At 44.2% G+C, this 17072-nt stretch carries 12 protein-coding genes; 10 read left to right on the top strand and 2 right to left on the bottom strand.

Translation table 11 applies throughout. From position 1 onward, the window contains the following. Positions 1 to 240 precede the first annotated feature (240 nt). Entirely contained in the window at positions 241 to 891 is a 651-nt protein-coding gene (locus tag L2729_RS06405) for a response regulator (protein ID WP_248987521.1), read from the top strand. A gap of 56 nt (positions 892 to 947) precedes the next feature. On the opposite strand, the gene L2729_RS06400 is transcribed toward L2729_RS06405, so the two are convergent. Beyond that, positions 948 to 4442 (bottom strand): hybrid sensor histidine kinase/response regulator, encoded by a 3495-nt coding sequence (locus L2729_RS06400; protein ID WP_248987520.1) that lies wholly within the window; start codon positions 4440 to 4442, stop codon positions 948 to 950. 267 nt (positions 4443 to 4709) lie between these two features. On the opposite strand from L2729_RS06400, the gene L2729_RS06395 reads away from it, so the two are divergent. The 8 genes from L2729_RS06395 to L2729_RS06360 all read left to right on the top strand — a co-directional run bounded on the left by L2729_RS06395 (position 4710) and on the right by L2729_RS06360 (position 14189). Beyond that, positions 4710 to 5750: a DcaP family trimeric outer membrane transporter gene (locus L2729_RS06395; protein ID WP_248987519.1), complete on the top strand. Its 1041-nt coding sequence runs from the start codon at positions 4710 to 4712 to the stop codon at positions 5748 to 5750. 164 nt (positions 5751 to 5914) lie between these two features. Continuing rightward, positions 5915 to 6712: an ABC transporter ATP-binding protein gene (locus L2729_RS06390; protein WP_248987518.1), complete on the top strand. Its 798-nt coding sequence runs from the start codon at positions 5915 to 5917 to the stop codon at positions 6710 to 6712. After that, positions 6712 to 8676, top strand: coding sequence for a long-chain fatty acid--CoA ligase (locus L2729_RS06385; RefSeq protein ID WP_248987517.1), 1965 nt, complete (start codon positions 6712 to 6714; stop codon positions 8674 to 8676). The genes L2729_RS06390 and L2729_RS06385 overlap by 1 nt, the downstream gene beginning before the upstream one ends. Beyond that, positions 8673 to 9566, top strand: coding sequence for a branched-chain amino acid ABC transporter permease (locus L2729_RS06380; protein WP_101092767.1), 894 nt, complete (start codon positions 8673 to 8675; stop codon positions 9564 to 9566). The genes L2729_RS06385 and L2729_RS06380 overlap by 4 nt, the downstream gene beginning before the upstream one ends. 45 nt (positions 9567 to 9611) lie before the next feature. After that, positions 9612 to 10685 carry a branched-chain amino acid ABC transporter permease gene (locus L2729_RS06375; RefSeq protein ID WP_248987516.1) on the top strand — a complete coding sequence of 358 codons (1074 nt, stop codon included), beginning with the start codon at positions 9612 to 9614 and terminating at the stop codon, positions 10683 to 10685. A 70-nt stretch (positions 10686 to 10755) separates the two neighbouring features. Then, complete coding sequence (locus L2729_RS06370; protein ID WP_248987515.1) at positions 10756 to 12042, top strand: ABC transporter substrate-binding protein; 1287 nt, start codon at positions 10756 to 10758, stop codon at positions 12040 to 12042. A gap of 86 nt (positions 12043 to 12128) precedes the next feature. After that, positions 12129 to 12947 (top strand): ABC transporter ATP-binding protein, encoded by an 819-nt coding sequence (locus tag L2729_RS06365; RefSeq protein ID WP_248987514.1) that lies wholly within the window; start codon positions 12129 to 12131, stop codon positions 12945 to 12947. A 15-nt stretch (positions 12948 to 12962) separates the two neighbouring features. Next, positions 12963 to 14189 carry a phenylacetate--CoA ligase family protein gene (locus L2729_RS06360; protein ID WP_248987513.1) on the top strand — a complete coding sequence of 409 codons (1227 nt, stop codon included), beginning with the start codon at positions 12963 to 12965 and terminating at the stop codon, positions 14187 to 14189. A gap of 134 nt (positions 14190 to 14323) precedes the next feature. On the opposite strand, the gene L2729_RS06355 is transcribed toward L2729_RS06360, so the two are convergent. Continuing rightward, on the bottom strand, positions 14324 to 16036 hold the full coding sequence (locus L2729_RS06355) for a proline--tRNA ligase (RefSeq protein ID WP_248987637.1): 1713 nt from the start codon (positions 16034 to 16036) through the stop codon (positions 14324 to 14326). 582 nt (positions 16037 to 16618) lie between these two features. On the opposite strand from L2729_RS06355, the gene L2729_RS06350 reads away from it, so the two are divergent. Further along, on the top strand, positions 16619 to 16969 hold the full coding sequence (locus tag L2729_RS06350) for a DUF805 domain-containing protein (RefSeq protein WP_248987512.1): 351 nt from the start codon (positions 16619 to 16621) through the stop codon (positions 16967 to 16969). Positions 16970 to 17072 lie beyond the last annotated feature (103 nt).

Genomic DNA, 17072 nt, shown 5'->3' with positions numbered 1-17072 from the left:
CTTCAACGAGGGTATTGGTCAGCTTTTAAAGGCTATCTAGCATAAATATTTAACCGTTAACCTAGTTAATAAGTCTATGTTGTTGCGGAGTAATGATGAGATTTAAATATGTTTATCAGACTATCTAATTGTAATTAAAGTGTTAAATCAATAATTGTTGGCAGGGTAAAGGAATAGTGACAAGTTGATAATAAAAGGTAATGGAGTAGACTGAAAAAATGAACATATGAGGGATCAAACATGTTACAGCCACTAAAAATAATAATAGCTGATGACCATCCATTATTTAGACAAGCACTGGTCAACATATTAACCACACACTTTGATAATGTAAGATTATTTGAAGCTGAGACGATTGTAGAGCTCGATGAATTATTAAAGCAACAAGATGCAGATCTACTGTTACTCGATCTTAATATTCCAAAAGCTCATGGCTTTAATACCTTAGTCAATATCCGTAATTGTCACTCCCAAATGGGGGTCGTTGTGATTTCCGGGCAAGAAGATAAAGTCACGGTAGGTAAGAGCATGTCATTTGGAGCGGCAGGGTTTATTCCTAAATCCACTTCAGTTGAGAGGATGGTCAAAGCCATTAAAGCAGTACTCGCAGGACAGCAATGGATGCCTGCGGGCTGCAGTAATGTTGAAGCAATAGAAGCTGATAGTATGACAAGTAAAATCATCAGCTTATCACCGAGACAGCATCGTATATTAATGATGTTTGCTGATGGTCTACTCAATAAACAAATAGCTTATGAATTGGGGCTTTCTGAAGCCACCATCAAAGCCCACGCCAGTGCAATATTTTTAAAATTAGGGGTGCATACACGCACTCAAGCTGTGATTGCCATGAGTCAACTGCAGCTCGATAAAACCTCACTAACTGCTTAATAGATTAAACTGGAAAGATCTTCTATTACACATTAAGCGGACATACCTATGTCGGCTTAATTGTCTTCTTCGCTGCAGTAATGAGTGGTTGCGGATGCTGCATAGTTTGTCCGTAAGCTTGTTGCTAACGTGGCACTCATCACTGCACGCAGAGCGATAGGTTTAATTATCTTGCGTAGATAACCATAGCCTTGCTCCTTGGCTCTATTGACGACAGCTTCATCAATCGTCGCGGTGATCAAAATAGCGGCAATAGGTAAGTCTGATTGACGTTGCAACTCGACCATTAAATCTAACCCATTTTGATTATCTTCAAGCTGATAGTCCATCAATACAATGTCAATTTTATGAGCGTGTTTTGAAAACTGTGCTTTTGCTTGTAGCGCAGATGCCGCTTGATAAACGTGGCATTTCCAACCTTGGAGTAACTCCACCATCCCCGCTAATACATTAGGGTCATTATCGACACACAGTACATGGACGCCATTAAGAGTAAGGATATCGGCAGGGGCTTTAACGATGGACTCTGCTTTTGCTAAAACGGTTTTTAACTGAAGACTGAATATGCTACCGCGATTAACTTTCGAAGACAGTGCTAATTGATGCGATAGCAAAGAGGCTAAACCCTGCGCAATATTTAGACCTAAGCCGAGACCATTCACACCTTCATGTCCTGAGTGCTGCAATCGAGTAAATTGTTCAAAAATCATCGCTTGTTTTTCTGCTGGGATCCCCGGCCCATCATCAACGACTTGAATCGATATACAGTCTCCGATGCGTCGATATCCAAGCAAAATTTTACCTTTACCCGCATACCGAAATGCATTGCTGATGAGGTTCTGCAAAATACGCCTAAGCAGCACCTTGTCACTGCGAACCCAAACCTGGGTGTTAATATGTTTGAATTTTACATCTTCCGTTGCGGCAATAGCACCAAACTCATCGACGAGTGAATCGATCACCTCTTGCAAGGCAAACTCGGTAATTTCGGGGATTATGATGCCACTTTCTATACGGGAAATTTCGTTTAAGTCTAGTAGCAGCTCATTGGCAACCTGTAATGAGTTGTCGATATAACCCATTTGTTGTTTTTGTTTATTCGACAGTTGACCATTCTGAACAAACGCAGAGGAAAATAATCTTGCGGCTGACAATGGTTGCAGTAGATCGTGACTACAGGCTTTGAGGTATTGGCTCTTCTTTTGGTGTGCTTGTTCAACCTTTTGCAATGCGACTGCTAACTCTTGATTAGAATGCTCAAGACTAAGATTTGCTTGCTCCAGTTTTTTAGTGCGCTCATAGACCCTGGCTTCAAGATCCAGGTTCTTTTCTTTTAGTAATTTCTCCGCTTCTCGATACATGGTGATATCAGAAAATATCATCACAAAGCCGCCGTCAGGTATCGGATTACCCTCAATCCTGATGGTTTTACCATCGGGTTGTAGTCGCTCTGTACTGTGGCGGCTACCTTGACGTAGATAAGCCAAACGACGTTCAACTTGCTGCGCTAAATCATGCTTAAAATGCTGGCCATGACTCAGGTTATATTCAATAAGCTGTTTGACTGGACAGCCGATATAAACGAGATTGTCTGGATAATTAAAGAGCTTTAAATAGTGCTGATTCCAAGCGACTAAGTTGAGCTCTCTGTCTATCACAGAGATCCCCTCACTGGCATTCTCTATTGCGCTGTGCAGCACTGAGCGACTAAATTCTGTGCGGTGACTAGAGGCTTCTTCAACTAATTGTGCCACATCTTCAATCGCGATCCCGCGACCATTGAGAGCACAAGAGATCACCAAGCGCGCAGAGGCCGATCCCATGACACTGGCGAGCATATTCTCGGTATAGAAGATCAGTGTTTGGTTGTGAGCCGCTTTATCAATTACAGGCTGCTCTAGGCTTGAGTAAAAAGCTTGAAAACCATGTGCGGCCTTATCTTTACCGACAAAGCGGGCGACTAATAACTCTAACTCCGTTGGGTTGATATACTTAGGGACTGCGGATTGCTGCTTACCCAGATCTGGTCGTTCAATAAAGTGGGCTATTTGCATCTGCTCATGCACACTTTGTCGAGTAAACGAAGAGACTATCCATATCATAATGATATTGACAAATAGCCCTACCAACGTGGCCATTGTGGTCATGGAGTATTCACTCGCCGCAAAAGGATGGTTGTAGAGGCCCAGTTGTGGCAATAGATTGAGTGTTAACCAGAGTGAAAAACCACTGATGATCCCTGCAAGTACACCAATAAGGGTCACTCTGCGCCATAAAAAGGCAGCGAAGAGGGCGGGGCCAATCTGTGCGATAGCACCAAATGCAACCTCCCCCAATGATGCTAGCGTATCGGGTGGCGCTAGCAGAAACATGCCATAACTTAAAAATATTACTAATAAAATTAATCCTTTGCGAATATTAAGCAAGTGGGACCTAAATTTATTGAAATCGGTACTCTGTATATTACTTACTTTAAAAAGTGTCGGAAAAACCACCTCATTACTGAGCATGGTGCTCAACGCAATGGTTGAGATGATAACCATAGAACTTGCTGCTGATATTGCCCCTAGAAAACTAAACAATCCGAGCCATGCTTGGCCACTAAAGGCGGGGAGAAACAATACATAAGCATCACTTTGCAGCGAGTCTCCATAGAGGATATTGCCCGCTTGGCCTAACGGAGTGGCAAAGAAAGCAAACACTAAGATATAGAGTGGAAATGTCCAGCGGCTCCAAATGGCATGTTTTTGCTCTTTGAGTTCAACAATCAATACTTGGAATTGTCGCGGAAGACACAGAAAAGCTGACATAACGATAAAGAGTAACCCAAACATCGACACCATGTTGGGGTAGGTAAACTCAGCCGATACCGGCGAAGCCTCATTGGCTTGACGCCAAATGTCCATCGGTGAATCAAACAGAAAGAAAGACACGAAAATACCAATGGTGAGATAGGCGATTAACTTGACGAAAGATTCAAAGGCGATAGCCAGCATCATTCCTGGGTGACGCTCGGTGACATCAATGGCCCTAACGCCAAATATAATGGTAAATCCCGCCAAAATTAAGCTAACAACAAGGCCGAGTTGCCAAGATGATAATAGGTGATCTTGTCTTAAAATTTCATAGGAGTTCACAATCGCTTTTAGCTGTAAGGCGATATAGGGCAAGGTGCCAAATAGGGCGACAAAGGTGACAACTATCGCTAACAGTTGCGACTTACCAAATCGTGCCGCTAATAGATCCGCGATAGAGGTAATATTTAATTTGAGACACACTCTGATAATGCGCTGAATGAAAGGCCAAGCGAACATAAACAGTAAAATGGGAGCGATATAAACTGGCAGGTATGAGAACGAATTACTCGCGGCTTGACCCGCGGTGCCAAGAAAGCCCCAGGAGGTACAATAGACACCAAGAGAGAGTGAATAAATGATGGTATGTTGCTGCTTAAAAAGCTTTTCTCGGTACCTATCACCTAGAAATGCCATCAAAAAAAGCAAACCAATATAGCTAATACTAATCGTAACCAATAGCCAATTAGGAAACATGCTGTAGCCACACCTTCTTATTGGGAAATGTTAGCTTTATAGCTATTTAATCCCTTAATTGTTATGGGAATTAACATATCATATTTTGACTCTATTAGGTCGGCAAAGACTATCGACTTAAGTCTTAATCTATCGGTATTAATTCCCATGGGCTAATCCGCTCGTATTACAGCTAACGTATTAAGACTCCTGCACTAATACCATTTCACAATTGAGCAAACCCTTTTATTTCTTCATCTTAAGTGCAGACATTAAAGGGGATAAAAGATGCTTATTTCAAAAATAAAAAAAATCACGTTAGCTGCTTCACTGTGTTTATTGGCGGGTTCTGCCGCTGCAAGTTATGAATTTGACGTCGGTGACGATGGCAAATTAACCTTCGGTGGCTACATCAAAGTTGATGCTCGTTATGTCAGCGGCGATGTTGCTTATCGTGACTTTTGGATTGGTACCGGTGCGCCACTACAAGAGAGTGCATCTCAATTTCGCATTTTTGCCAACGAAACACGTTTTAACACCAAATATGTTCATGGCGACGTGATGGGCTTTATTGAAATGGACTTTCTAGGTGGCGGTGGTAATCAGGTGGTATCTAACTCCGCAAACCCAAGAATACGTCACGCATTTATTAAATATGAAGGGATAACAGCGGGCCAGACTTGGACCACCTTTATGAACACCAGTGCCATTCCTGAGTCTGCCGATTTTGCTGGTGCAACTGTGGGTCTAGCCTTTATTCGTCAAGGGCAGATCCGTTACGACATTGGTGATTTCCAAGTTTCTATAGAAAACCCAGAAAGCGTTGGTGGCGATACCACTAATGATGATCTACCCGATGTCGTTGCGCGTTATAACGTTAAAGGTGATTGGGGGAACATCTCGATATCGGCACTCGGCCGTAGTCTCAATACCGACTTAGGAAATAGTGAAACAGCCCTCGGTGGTTCTATCGCTGGGCGGATAAAAACATTTGGTAAAGACGATCTGCGTTTTCAATTCCATCAAGGCGAAGTTGGTCGCTATGTCGGTATCGGTGTTGCCAGAGATTTAGTCGGAGAAGAGGTTGAAAATACCACCTCTTATTTGGCGGCATATCGCCATTACTGGACCGATACCTTAAGAAGTACTGCGCTATATGGTCGTGTTGAAACTGATATTGGCAATGCGGAGCGCAGTCAGTGGAGCGTCAATTTATTCCAAAACCTGACACCTCATTTAGCCATTGGTTTTGAAGTCGGTAATTTTGAAATTGGCGACCAAGATGTCGACTCTGACTACGCTCAGCTTTCATTCCGCTACGCACTTTAACCTTTTGATGGCAGTTGAGATAACGCTTCTGCCGTCGTTTTTTTTGCATAGCATCGCTGGTAAATCCCGTGATTGGTTACCCATGACAGTCGTTTAACGCTAATGCTCAACCTGGTTTGAGCATCACGAACAAAACGATATGTGCAGTTTAAAGGAGTATGGGTGTGACAGATAAAATATTAAAAGTTGATCAAATCTCTCTGGCGTTTGGTGGTGTTAAAGCATTAACCGACGTTAGCTTCGAAGTTGAGAAAGGGGCTGTGTTCTCGATTATTGGTCCTAATGGCGCTGGCAAGACCTCAATGCTCAACTGCATCTCAGGTCGATACCGTCCCTATCAGGGCAGCATTCAATTTGATAACCAAGAAGTGACCCATTTACGCCCAAATGATCGTGCCGATTTGGGAATAGGCCGTACCTTTCAAAATCTTGCGCTATTTGGCCATATGTCGGTACTCGATAACATTATGGTTGGTCGACATCACCAGATGAAAAACAACTGGTTAACCGGGCCACTTTATTGGGCTTCACCGGCTCAAAAAGAGGAGCTCAAACATCGCCGTCAAGTGGAAGAAATCATTGATTTTCTTGATATCTCCCACGTCCGTAAATCAGTTGCCGGAACCCTGTCTTATGGCCTGCGCAAGCGCGTCGAATTAGCCCGTGCAATAGCGCTTAATCCCAAGCTTATTTTATTAGACGAGCCCATGGCAGGCATGAACCTAGAAGAGAAAGAGGATATGGCACGCTATATCTTGGATCTCAACGAGGAGTTCGGCATTACCGTTGTCATGATTGAGCATGACATGGGGGTGGTTATGGATATTTCACATCAAGTAATGGTACTCGACTTTGGTAAGAAACTCGTGAGTGGTTTACCCGATGAAGTGATGGCCAATGAGCATGTTAGACAGGCTTATTTAGGCTTAGATGACAACGAGCAATTACAAGAGGTGGGCTAATGAAAACGGACATTAAATCATCGGCAAATCGCTTTGATATGGGTGACATGGATACCTTTCCAAAGATATTACGCCACAACGCCACTTTGTGGGGGGATGATATTGCCATGCGCGAGAAAGAGTTTGGTATTTGGAGCGAATTTAGTTGGCTCGATTATCACAACCGCGTGAAGTGGCTGTCACTGACCATTCGTCATTTAGGCATAGAAGCTGAAGCGACGATTGCGTTACTGGGTGATAATAGACCTGAATGGGTATGGGGAGAAGTTGCGGCCCATGCACTGAGTTGTTATTCGCTGGGGATCTATCAAGACTCAATGCATGAAGAGGTGGCATACCTACTTAATCGCAGCAATGCACAGGTGGTGATCGCTGAAGACGAAGAGCAATGCGACAAATTACTCGAGCTTGGCGATCAAATTCCGACGGTAAAATATATCATTTATTGCGACCCAAGAGGCATGCGCAAATATAACGACCCTCGATTAATCAGCATCGAAGACATATACAAGACAGGGCGCAAGCTAGATAAGCAAAACCCACTAGGTTACGACAAGCTAGTCGATGCAGGGAAGCCTGAGAACATCGCTATCTATTGCACCACTTCAGGTACCACTTCCAAGCCAAAAATAGTATTGCTGCAGGGCAGTAAGTTTATTGAGCATTGCTGCTCATATTTACGCGCCGATCCTAGAAAACCAGGTGATAACTATGTATCGGTACTGCCACTGCCTTGGATCATGGAGCAGGTTTATGCGGTTGGGCAGGCGTTAATCGCACGACAAATCGTTAATTTTGTCGAAGAGCAGGAAACCATGATGGCAGACTTACGCGAGATAGGTCCAAGCTTTGTACTGCTAGCACCGCGAGTTTGGGAAGGGATCTTAGCCGATGTTCAAGCGCGAATGATGGATTCCACTCCGCTGAAAAAGAAGCTATTTGAATTTGCGCTAAAACGCGCCGAAGCGGCACTTGCTAAGGGGAAGCGTTCGACCTTCGCTGATCTTATTTTAATGAAAGCATTGCGCGATAGATTAGGCTTTTCATTTCTAAAGTCTGCGGCAACAGGTGGCGCAGCAATGGGGCCCGATACCTTTAAATTCTTCCAGAGTATTGGCGTGCCACTGCGCCAGCTATATGGCCAAACGGAGATGTGCGGTGCATACACCATTCATCATCAGGATGATGTCGATTATGACAGTGTAGGTGTAGCGTTCGATACCGCGCAATTGCAGGTGATCAACACCGATAGCGAAGGTGTGGGTGAAGTTATCGCCAAGACGGTGGGTATGTTCAATGGCTATTTGGGCGACCAAGCCGCCTATGACGAAGATGTTAAAGAGGGTTGGATGCACACCGGAGACGCTGGTTATTTCAAACCTTCTGGGCATTTGGTGGTGATTGACCGGATCAAAGATTTAGCCAAAACCAGTCAAGGGATCCAGTACTCACCGCAATATATTGAAAACAAATTAAAATTCTCTTCATTTATCGGTGAAGCGGTCATTCTTGGTAAAAACAAACCCTTCCTTTCAGCCATCTTGTGTATCCGATTTAGCATCGTCTCAAAATGGGCTGAACAGCAAGGGCTGGCGTTTACCAACTATACCAATTTATCGAGTTTACCTGAGGTGTATGAGCAGCTCACTAAAGAGATTGAAATTGTTAACCAGTCGCTGCCTGATGCACAAAAAATCAATAAATTCATACTACTGTATAAAGAACTTGATGCCGATGATGGTGAACTTACCCGTACCCGTAAAGTTCGTCGTGGCGTTATTGCTGAAAAATACGCTGACATTATCGAGTCCATCTATAGCGATAAGTCCCATGTCGATATTGATACCGTGATTACCTTCCAAGATGGCAGCAAATCTCGTATTCAAACGCAGTTAAAGGTGGCCACTGTTATTGAAGCTAACGCGGCATTGGACACTGACCTTTCTCAAAGGAGAGCCTCATGAATTTTGAATTGTTACTGCAGCTCATCATCAATGGACTGATTGTCGGTCTGTTATACGGTGTGGTGGGGATGTGTTTTGTCCTGGTGTATAAATCGACGCAGATAGTTAACTTCGCTCAAGGTGAGTTCTTGCTGATCGGGGCGTGGGTATGTTGGGCCTTATTAGTCTATTTGGAACTGCCTTTCTTTTTAGGTTTTTTCCTCACGCTCTGCTTTATGGGGGTGTTTGGTGTGTTTTTGCAGATGATTGTCCTGCGCCCGATGATTGGTGAACCTATTATCTCGGTGATCATGGTGACCATAGGTTTATCCATTTTTTTCCAATCGCTGACTAAGTGGATCTTTGGTGTGTCACCACAGAGTTATCCAAAAGTTTTCGATACCCAATCTATCGCTATATTTGGGCTTAATGTCGAGCTGGCTTACCTAATGAGTACCGTGATTGCACTCATTATCATGGTCAGTTTTTTCTTGTTTTTTAAATATTCTAAGCACGGTTTAGCCATGCGGGCTACGGCGTTTGACCAGCAAGTGGCCCAGAGCCTCGGAATATCCGTTAAACAAGTCTTTGCCATGAGTTGGGGAATTGCAGCCACGGTGTCTGCTACCGCAGGGGTTGTGATCGGCATGGTTAATGGTGTCTCAGATTCACTCTCCTCTATTGGTATCAAAGTTTTTCCTGCCGTCATTTTGGGTGGTCTTGATTCGATTGTCGGGGCCATTGTGGGGGGCATCATGATTGGTGTGCTTGAGAACGTGGCCGAGTTTTTCGATAGTCAGTATCTGCATATCGGCAATATGTATGACATCGCTCCATTTTATGTGCTGTTGATTATTCTCTGGTTTAAACCCTACGGCCTGTTTGGTACCCGTAATATCGAGCGCATTTAGATTATTCACTAAGTTATGTTTATCAGATTTTTTTAAGGAGTTTTTATGTCTAGCTTAGCGATGCGACCGTGTGGTGATTTCCGCACAAGCTATAAGGCCGACAATACAATATTTGAAACTAAGACCGTTCGGTTGATGATGATTGCGGTCATCGCCATTGCCTGTGGTGCACCCTTGGTGCTGGATGGTTACTTTTTGACCCTGTTTATCCAAATATCTTATCTTGGTATTGCGGCATTAGGACTCAATATACTGGTCGGTTTTACCGGGCAGATCTCACTGGGCCATGGCGCATTTTTTGGTTTCGGTGCATTTGCCTCTGCCTGGTTAAATACCAGTTTTCAAATCCCAGTAGTGCTTTGTATCCCTTTAGCGGGCTTTCTGACCATGGCCGTTGGCATGATGTTTGGTATGCCAGCAGCGCGGATTAAGGGGCTGTATTTGGCGATAGCCACCTTAGCGGCTCAGTTTATCATTGAGGACTTTTTTGCTCGAGCAGATTGGTTCTCTGGCGGTTCTTCAGGCTCGATGGCGGCACCGGTCAATCTGTTTGGGTTTGAGTTTGATACCGATCAGAGCTTTTTCTACATCGCACTATTTGCCTTGGTGTTTATGTACACCTGGGGCTGCAATCTGATGCGTAGCCGCGACGGACGTGCTTTTGTTGCGGTACGTGATCACTACCTTTCAGCCGAAATAATGGGGGTTAAGCTCAACAAGTATCGCTTGTTATCTTTTGGGATCTCCTCGTTTTATGCCGGTATTGGCGGCGCATTATACGGGCACTACTTGGGCTATGTTTCCGCAGAGGGCTTTACTATCTTAATGTCGATTCAGTTTCTAGCCATGGTGATTATTGGTGGGCTGGGCTCGATAAAGGGCACCTTAATGGGCGTGGTGTTTATGGTGTTACTGCCTGAAGTGCTTGAAACCATGGTCAGTCTGATGAAGTACACCGATTGGGGAAATATTCCCATGGTGACCGACGGCTTAGCGTATATCAAAGAGATGGCGATTGGATTGGTCATCATTCTGTTTTTGATTTTCGAACCAGAGGGACTCGCTCATCGATGGGCGCAGATTAAGAACTATTGGAAATTTTACCCGTTTGCTTACTGATTTTTTTCGAGCTGTAACAGCAGCGGTATACAGCTTTCAACTTTGACTGAACATTTGAAGGATCATAACTATGCATAATAATACTAATAATAACGGTTTGAATAAAGTGAAATACTTAAAGTGGGCGCTGGGTTCAAGCATCGCGTGTTTAGCCACAACAGCCAGTGGTTTAGCTCACGCAGAAGAGACTATTTTTGTTGGCCACTTAGCTGATATGTCAGGTCCTACCGCGTTTGTGGGTAAGCCCTATGCCGATGGTGTGCGAGATTCACTTGCTTATATTAATGCCCATGGCGGTATTGATGGCACCAAGCTTGAGTATGAAACCATTGATTACGGCTACAAAGTGCCTCAAGCGATAGCCTCTTATAAAAAGTGGCAATCACGTAAAAATATGGTGGCTATGCAAGGCTGGGGCACCGCAGATACCGAGGCGCTGATCTCTTTTGCAGCGAAAGATAAAACCCCTATTTTTTCAGCATCCTATTCTGGTCACTTAACTGATCCTCAAGGCAAGAACCCCAACACTAAAAAGCCGGCACCTTATAACTTTTTCTATGGTGCATCTTACTCAGATTCTTGTCGTGGACTAGTACAGTGGGCTGCGGATGACTGGAAAACAAAAGGTGGCGAAGGTAAACCTAAGTTCACCCATATTGGGGCTAACCATCCATTTCCTAACGCCCCCAAAGCGGCCTGCGCTGAATATGCAGCAGAGCTAGGTTTTGATGTTCTGCCTTCGGTGGTTATTTCAATGAAACCGGGTGACTTTAAGGCTCAGTGTTTAAGCCTTAAAAGCTCGAAAACAAACTACGGTTATATCGGTAACTTAGGCGGTTCAGTGCAATCACTGATTAAGTCGTGTAACACCGTTGGCACCGATATTCAGTTTATGTCGAATATCTGGGGTGGCGACAAATTGGTCTTTAAGGCGGCTGGTGAGGGCGTTAAAAACTATATATTCCCCACCATGACACCATTTTGGACTGATGATGTCCCGGGGATGAAACTGGTACGTGAGATCTCAAAGATGTCCGACAGTGAAGGGAATAAAGAGCGACTGCATCACTATATCCGCGGAGTGTGTTCAGTTTATTTTATGAAAGAGTCTATGGAGTGGGCTAAAGCCAACGGTGGTGTCACTGGTGAGAATGTTAAAAAGGGCATGTATGTGCGTAATAATTGGGTACCGAAAGGGCTCGAAGGTGTGTGCTTAGCGGCAACATGGACGCCGGAGGATCACCGCGGTGTTAACCAAGTTAACATCTACAAAGGTAACTTTAATGGTGGTGATGTACGAGTTGATAAAGTGGATCAGATAACGCTAGAGCGTCGCGTTGACTGGTTAGGTTACTAAGCCTTACTTGCTCGTTGAAGTCCGTTTATCTGCCTAGTAAGTCAGTATTTTCTTGCTAGGCAATAACATTGAAAGTTGGAGTTGTTATGACACAAGCTGTGCAGTTAAAGCCTGAAAGTCCTCTTTTATCGATTAATAACATTGAAGTGGTTTATGACGATGTTATTCAAGTACTACGTGGCGTTAGCATCGATGTTCCTCAAGGCGAAATTGTGACCTTATTAGGGCCTAATGGTGCGGGAAAATCGACAACCTTGAAAGCGATTTCTGGCCTACTTAAGAGCGAAAATGGTGAAGTATCACGCGGTGATATCCATTTTATGGGTGAGCGTATTGATGTCAAAAATGCTGAGGATGTTGTACGTTCTGGGCTTTTTCAGGTGATGGAAGGGCGCCGGATCATCGAGGACATGAGCGTTATTGAGAATCTAAAACTTGGCGCATATACCCGAAACGATGGTCAGGTGAATCAAGATATAGACATGGTGTATAACTATTTCCCTCGTCTTAAAGAGCGCACTGGGTTAGCGGGATATTTGTCTGGCGGTGAACAGCAAATGTTAGCGATTGGGCGCGCATTAATGGCACGGCCTAAGATGATCTGTTTAGACGAACCGTCTATGGGGTTGTCACCGCTACTGGTTAAAGAGGTATTTGGCATTATTGAGAAGATTAACCGTGACCAAGGGATCACCATGTTGCTGGTGGAGCAAAATGCTAATTATGCGCTAAAGGCGGCAAATTATGGCTACATCATGGAGTCAGGAAAAATTGTGCTAGATGGATCTAATGAGCAGCTATTAAATAATGAAGATGTGAAAGAGTTTTATCTTGGTGGTGGCAAAGAAAAGCGTAAGAGCTTTAAAAACTTGAAATCTTATAAGCGCCGTAAACGCTGGTTGTAATAAGGAGCGATACCCATGTCATTTTTTAGTGCACAAGAACAACAAGCTGCGACGCTAAGAGAAGCGTCATTAATGTCTCGTTTGAGCGATTTTTTATGTTTTGCTCAGCAGTCATCTGATTATTACCACCGTGTGTTAGCGAATATCGACCTAAGCCAAATCAACTCTCGCTCAGCACTGGCTGCGCTGCCGATCACTCGCAAGTCAGATCTGATTAAGCTTCAAGCGGCAAATATGCCGTTTGCGGGTATGGTCCCGAATATGAGTGGCGTGGGGAGGATCTTTCAGTCGCCAGGGCCAATCTATGAGCCGGAAGCCGATGGCCACGATTGGTGGCGCATGGGGCAAGCATTTTTTGCCGCAGGGTTTAGGGCGGGCGATTTGGTACAAAACTGTTTGTCTTATCATCTTACACCCGGTGGGTTTATTATGGACTCTGGTGCTAAAGCATGCGGTTGTAGCGTGATCCCAGCAGGCCCTGGACAGACGGAAATGCAGCTCGATATCATTCATAATTTACAACCTAACAGTTACTGCGGTACGCCTTCATTTCTTAACATATTGCTAGATAAAGCTAAGCTTCAGCAGCAAGGACAATTGCCTTTTAGTAAAGCGTTAGTGACTGGGGAGGCGCTGACGCCCGCGCTTAAAGCCGTTTTTGACGAGGCTGATATTGAGGTTAAACAGGCGTATGCCACCGCAGACATTGGCTTAATTGCCTTTGAGAGTGTTGCTGATGCGGGTTTAGTCGTGGCTGAAGATATTATTTTGGAAATTGTTAGGCCGGGCAGTTTAGCGCCGGTCAAACGAGGTGAAGTGGGAGAGGTCGTGATCACCAGTTTTAACCCAAACTATCCATTAATTCGTTTTGCGACTGGCGATCTAAGTGCGCAGTTAGACAGCCCAAGTGACTGTGGCCGCACTAATATGCGGATCAAGGGCTGGCTTGGGCGGGCCGATCAAACCACTAAAGTAAAAGGTCTGTTTATACACCCTGAGCAGGTTGAACGAGCCCGGCTTTATCATAGTGCCATCAAGCGAGTGAGACTGGTGGTCAGTAGCGAAAATGACAATGACAAGATGTGCTTGCTGTGCGAAGTGGATGATAATGCAGGGCTTAACATCGACATTGTGGCGATTCAACAATCGATTCGCGCGGTGACGCAACTCTCTAGCGAAGTGAGCTTAGTCGCTATAGGCAGTATGCCCGACGACGGTATTGTGATTGAAGATCAGCGTTAATGGTTTGAAGGCACTGCAGAAACAAAAACGCCGATGAATCATCATCGGCGTTTTATTGTCGCTGGTTTAGCTATCTCAAATTGCGCTAGCTAAATGGACATAAGCTCAATTAACCTAACTTAAGCAGAGAAAGCCTAAGCTTGTTGCGCTTTTAAGAACTCAACAATTTGCTCGAATGGCACTTCTTGTTTCTCACCCGTACGACGATTCTTATACTCGAATACACCGTTATCAATGTTACGGTCGCCAATAACCACCACGTGTGGCAAGCCAATAAGTTCCATATCAGCAAACATCACACCGGCACGCTCTTTACGGTCATCAAACAAGACTTCCATACCCGCGTCGGTTAAGTCTTGATAAAGCTTTTCAGCGCTATCTTTAACACGGTGAGATTTGTGCATGTTCATTGGTAAAATACCGACAGAGAACGGTGCAATGGCTTCTGGCCAAATAATACCGCGATCATCGTGGTTTTGCTCAATAGCGGCTGCAACCATGCGGCTCACGCCAACACCGTAACAACCCATTAGTAAGGTCTTAGACTTACCATTGTGGTCGAGTACGTTAGCGTGCATCGCTTCAGAGTAATTGTTGCCCAACTGGAAGATATGGCCGACTTCGATACCACGAAGCAGGGCAATAGTGCCTTTACCACATGGGCTAGGTTCACCTTCGATGATATTACGCAGATCAAATGCTGGCGCTTCTGGTAGATCACGCTCCCAGTTGATACCAAAGTAATGCTTGTTATCTTGGTTAGCACCGGCACCAAAGTCACTCATTACCGCGACGCTATGGTCAATAAAGACTGGAATATTAAGACCGACAGGACCAATAGAGCCAGGACCTGCGCCAATCGCTTTACGGATATCAGCTTCATCGGCAAATTCAAATGGAGCCAGTACCGCATCAATCTTTTCAGCTTTGACTTCGTTTAGATCATGATCGCCACGAACAACAACCGCCACTAACGGCGCTTCTTCTGTTGCGCCTTTAACGATAAGTGTTTTAACTGTTTTCTCAATCGCAATGCCGTGTTGTTCAACGAGCTCGGCAATGGTTTTAGCATTCGGAGTGTCAACAAGCGCCATCTCATTGGTGGCTGCTTGACGAGTGTCTGTTGGCATTGGTGTTTCACATTTTTCAACGTTGGCTGCGTAATCGCTCTCAGTTGAGTATGCGATTAAGTCTTCACCACTATTAGCCAAAACATGGAACTCATGTGATGTGCTGCCACCGATGGCGCCAGTGTCTGCCATTACAGGGCGGAAAGCTAAGCCTAAGCGGGTCAAAATGTTGCTATATGCTTGGAACATAGACTCATAAGTCTCGTCCATGGTTTCTTGATCTAAATGGAAAGAATAAGCGTCTTTCATCAAGAATTCGCGTGACCGCATCACACCAAAGCGTGGACGCACTTCGTCACGGAATTTAGTCTGAATTTGGAACAAGTTCAGGGGCAGTTGCTTGTAAGAGTTTACCTCTTTACGCACGATATCAGTGATCACTTCTTCGTGAGTTGGGCCCAAAACGAAGTCACGGTTATGTCGGTCTTGGAAGCGCAGTAGCTCGGGGCCAAACTTTTCTAAGCGACCAGATTCAACCCAAAGATCCGCAGGTTGAACCATCGGCATAAGGATCTCAACCGAACCTGCCTTGTTCATCTCTTCGCGAACGATAGCTTCAATTTTACGCAGTACACGTAAACCTGTCGGCAACCAGCTGTATAAGCCTGATGCATTACGACGGACCATGCCCGCACGTAACATTAACTGGTGACTAACTACTTCTGCATTAGCCGGTGTTTCTTTTTGAGTTGATAGCAGGTACTTGCTTACGCGCATTACCGAGTGTCCAAAATTGAGTTGAATGGGCGCCATTTTATCACTTGTTGAAGTGATGTCACCTACCCATTTCGACATTCGTTAAAATTGTTGGCTTTCACTGATAATGCAGTCGATAAGCGAAAGTATTTCAACCGATATAAGGCCTAATATTAAAGGTTTATAACAGGTATCACATTTGCTGTGATGAGTCGGATTTTGCTGAAGTGTTAGCGTGAATATCATCTCCAACGGTAGTGGTATTCGATTATATTGAAAATAGTGGAAGCCAGGTTTGATTCTTTAGTTTAAGAGCTTGTTAACTAACGTGACTTAATTTAACGTGTTTGTAGTCTCTAAGGTGAACATTTGTGGCGTCAGTGTTGTTGCTGATCAAAGTGAAAGATAGGCAGTTTATTTTTTGCTTATCACCATTGACGGCATTGCGCGGCAATTCAAGTGTTTTTAAACGGTTATTTGGGCTGCAAAGCGTCTTATCGTGACCCGTTTGGATGGCTTTGGTCGTTTTATGAGATATTGTGATATACGTATTGACTCAATATTGAGTGTAGGAATTTATAACAACAAGGAAAGTCCACAATAATGGATTATTTTATTGGAGCTTTAAAGAAGTACGCAGATTTTTCAGGGCGGGCAAGACGAACTGAATTCTGGATGTTCATGTTATTCTATATGATTTTTTGTTTCGTACTGGGTATTATTGACGGTATATTGGGTCTTGGCGTGCTAACATTTATTTTCTCGCTTGGAATGATCATCCCTTCGCTAAGTATTAGTGCGAGACGACTTCATGATACTGGCAGAAGTGGCTGGTGGCAGTTGATTGGGATTATTCCTCTGATTGGTCTTATTGTATTGATAGTCTTCTATGTACAAGACAGTCACGATGAAAACAGCTACGGTGATAACCCTAAAGGTGTTGCTGCAAGCTAAGCGATAGCATTACTGTTTATCTATTTTTAAAGGCCGAGATCAGCAATGACTTGGCTTTTTTTTCACAAGAATAATGGAATGTTCATTTAATAATAAAACAAAG

Origin of the sequence: Shewanella gelidimarina (genome assembly GCF_023283945.1) — a bacterium.
Classification (GTDB): Bacteria; Pseudomonadota; Gammaproteobacteria; order Enterobacterales; family Shewanellaceae; genus Shewanella; species Shewanella gelidimarina.
Note: the sequence above shows the minus strand (reverse complement) of the source record. Positions and strands in the feature narration are given on the sequence as shown.

Bases quoted from the DNA above. Each gene is read 5' to 3' on its own strand.
- L2729_RS06405 (WP_248987521.1), top strand. From the start codon at position 241: ATGTTACAGCCACTAAAAATAATAATAGCTGATGACCATCCATTATTT.
- L2729_RS06400 (WP_248987520.1), bottom strand. From the start codon at position 4,442: ATGTTTCCTAATTGGCTATTGGTTACGATTAGTATTAGCTATATTGGT.
- L2729_RS06395 (WP_248987519.1), top strand. From the start codon at position 4,710: ATGCTTATTTCAAAAATAAAAAAAATCACGTTAGCTGCTTCACTGTGT.
- L2729_RS06385 (WP_248987517.1), top strand. From the start codon at position 6,712: ATGAAAACGGACATTAAATCATCGGCAAATCGCTTTGATATGGGTGAC.
- L2729_RS06380 (WP_101092767.1), top strand. From the start codon at position 8,673: ATGAATTTTGAATTGTTACTGCAGCTCATCATCAATGGACTGATTGTC.
- L2729_RS06375 (WP_248987516.1), top strand. From the start codon at position 9,612: ATGTCTAGCTTAGCGATGCGACCGTGTGGTGATTTCCGCACAAGCTAT.
- L2729_RS06370 (WP_248987515.1), top strand. From the start codon at position 10,756: ATGCATAATAATACTAATAATAACGGTTTGAATAAAGTGAAATACTTA.
- L2729_RS06365 (WP_248987514.1), top strand. From the start codon at position 12,129: ATGACACAAGCTGTGCAGTTAAAGCCTGAAAGTCCTCTTTTATCGATT.
- L2729_RS06360 (WP_248987513.1), top strand. From the start codon at position 12,963: ATGTCATTTTTTAGTGCACAAGAACAACAAGCTGCGACGCTAAGAGAA.
- L2729_RS06355 (WP_248987637.1), bottom strand. From the start codon at position 16,036: ATGCGCGTAAGCAAGTACCTGCTATCAACTCAAAAAGAAACACCGGCT.
- L2729_RS06350 (WP_248987512.1), top strand. From the start codon at position 16,619: ATGGATTATTTTATTGGAGCTTTAAAGAAGTACGCAGATTTTTCAGGG.